Genomic DNA, 2,789 nt, shown 5'->3' with positions numbered 1-2,789 from the left:
AATACCAATTTGGGATAGCCCAATTGATATTTTCATCTAATTTGTCAACAATCTGTGATGCTCGAATGAGCATCTTTTTATATCTGTGCTTGAAAAAGGGCGACACATATGAAGTAGTGAATAACCTTTTTGGGTTTGTATATACGAAAAAGAACTGTAACGCTCAAGGTAGTAGTAAATACTATCTATTCATTACAGCCCCTTCGTTTCTGAATTCTAGAGGGGAGCATTGGTACTCCTTTTTGAATACTTTGCAGAAGTAATTAGGGTCTTCAAAGCCACATTGATAAGCAATCTCTTTAACGGTTTGTTTCTTATTTGTTAATAGTTCTGCAGCCTTCTTTAATCGGTAATCTAATAAGAATTTGTGGATAGTTGTATTGTATTTAGATTTAAAATGAGTTAACAATGTTCCTCTGCTGCAGAAGAAAAAGTCACATAGCTGATCAATCGTAATAGGTTTACTATAATTCGCAATTAAGTACTGTTTTATTTCCTGGGCAAGATGATCATTCTTGGCCTGAATGCGATTGGTGAGAGATATGTATTTTGCGCAGATATCACATACATGTGCAAAAGCATATATCTGATCTTCATCTAATATAGTAATATTTGTGACAAGTTGTCTTAATTCTTTTTCATTTTCAAAATAGGGCTTAGATTTATTGATGATTTCAGAATAGTTTCTATATGTTCCTATAACCGCTTGTCCCATCATTAGATAACCAGTTAAAGCACCATAAGAATATAAAGGCATAATTGCTTCACTGAGTCCAAAATGACATTGATAGACATAAAGTTCGCCAGTCTCTTTTACATGATTCATCGCATTTATATCACATATAAAACAATGATCAGAAGCTTTGCTCTTCTCTATCTCATGGCAGAATTTGGATTTCTCATGAGGGTAAGCAGCCAGTAGTTTCTGATTAATATCAAAGATGGACATATTTAATCCTGAGACAAGATAGAGCTGTTTGAGTATTTTTTCTAAGTCTTCCATGTAAATCACCTCACAACCATTATATCTCAACAAAGTAAAAAAATACAACATTATACAATATTACCCTATATTATACTTCATTCCATTTCTATTTGTTCTCATATTTTTATAATTATATTTGGAGGATAAAACATATGGAAATGAACAATGAATGGGTCAAAGACCCAAAGGTATTTAATATCAATCGTGAAAAGGCACATGCCTCAATACATCGCTATGCCTCTCTAGAGGAGATGCATACAAATAAGAGTAGTTATATCTATTCTTTAAATGGTAAATGGAAATTTCATTATGCTAATGGGTTTAATCAATTAATTAAAGATTTTTCTAACAAGGATTACAACAGTGATAACTGGGCTGAAATCAATGTTCCTGGACATATTCAGTTACAGGGTTATGGAACACCTATGTATGTCAATCAGATCTATCCTTGGTCTGCCACAGAACAAATCATACCAGGAGAGATCCCAGAACATAATCCAATTGGCAGCTATATTACTTATTTTGATAAGTCAGTTATTAAAGATAACACGGATGTTTATATTACTTTTAAAGGTGTAGAATCCGCAATGGCTTTATGGGTTAATGGAATTTTTGTAGGCTATAGTGAAGATACTTTTACACCATCACGCTTTAATATTACTTCTTTAATAGAGGAAGGAAACAACAAGATTGCAGTGAATGTCTATCGTTTCAGTAGTGGCAGTTGGTTAGAAGACCAGGATTTCTGGCGTTTTTCAGGAATATTTAGAGATGTAGAACTAGAAATGGTACCTCATACACACTTGGAAGATGTAAAGATACTTACACATCTTAATGATACATATGATCATGCTGTCGTAGAATTGAATCCAACTGTTATTCACCCTACAAAGGTTATTTATACTTTAAAATATAATGATGAAATTATTGCGAGTCAAATAAAAGAGGATAGTACATCACTTCAATTTGAATTAGAGAATCCTCATTTATGGTCTGCAGAAAAACCACACCTTTATACATTGATTATTGAAGTAATGGATGAAGAAGGTTTAGTAGAATGTATAAGCCAGCAGGTCGGTGTGAGAGAATTTAAAATCATAAATGGTATTATGTGTATCAATGGTCAGAGAATCATCTTCCACGGTGTTAATAGACATGAATTTTCTGCTTATACAGGTAGACATGTATCTTATGAAGAAACAAAACAGGATATCTTAAATATGAAGGCACACAATATAAATGCATTGCGTACATCACACTATCCTAATCAATCTTTTGTCTATGATCTATGTGATGAATATGGACTTTATGTCATTGATGAAGTGAACCTAGAAACACATGGTACATGGAGTGAGTACTTTGACAAGGAACATATTATTCCTGATAATAAGCCTGAATGGTTAGATATTATTCTAGATCGTGCAAATTCAATGTATGAAAGAGACAAGAATCATCCTTCTATTATTATATGGTCTTTAGGTAATGAATCTCACGGAGGTAAGAATCTCTATGAAATGTCTCAATTCTTAAGAAACAAAGACCAATCACGTGTCATTCATTATGAAGGTATCTTCCATGATCGTTCTTACAATGAGACAAGTGATATTGAAAGTCAGATGTATACATATGTGAAAGATATAGAAAAGTACTTAACTACACATCAGGACAAACCGTTCATTCTATGTGAATATGCGCACTCAATGGGTAATAGTAATGGTGCTTTATTTAAGTATATTGATTTAGAAAAGAAATATCCTCTTTATCAGGGAGGTTTTATCTGGGATTATATCGATCAGGCATTATA

The 2,789-nt window shown here is 32.8% G+C and carries 2 protein-coding genes; one reads left to right on the top strand and one right to left on the bottom strand.

Annotated elements, in window-relative coordinates:
- Window positions 1–181: 181 nt before the first annotated feature.
- On the bottom strand, window positions 182–1,003 hold the full coding sequence (locus tag ACT8VG_RS09575) for a PocR ligand-binding domain-containing protein (protein WP_444195730.1): 822 nt from the start codon (window positions 1,001–1,003) through the stop codon (window positions 182–184).
- 134 nt (window positions 1,004–1,137) lie between these two features.
- Here ACT8VG_RS09575 and ACT8VG_RS09570 point away from each other — a divergent pair.
- Window positions 1,138–2,789 (top strand): glycoside hydrolase family 2 TIM barrel-domain containing protein (locus tag ACT8VG_RS09570; protein ID WP_444195729.1); only part of this gene is annotated, 1,652 nt, incomplete at its 3' end.

This window comes from Catenibacterium sp., from assembly GCF_052354645.1.
Classification (GTDB): Bacteria; Bacillota_I; Bacilli_A; order Erysipelotrichales; family Coprobacillaceae; genus Catenibacterium; species Catenibacterium mitsuoka_A.
The sequence above is the reverse complement of the archived record's forward strand: the minus strand, read 5'-3'. Positions and strand labels throughout refer to the sequence as shown.

Bases quoted from the DNA above. Each gene is read 5' to 3' on its own strand.
- ACT8VG_RS09575 (WP_444195730.1), bottom strand. From the start codon at position 1,003: ATGGAAGACTTAGAAAAAATACTCAAACAGCTCTATCTTGTCTCAGGA.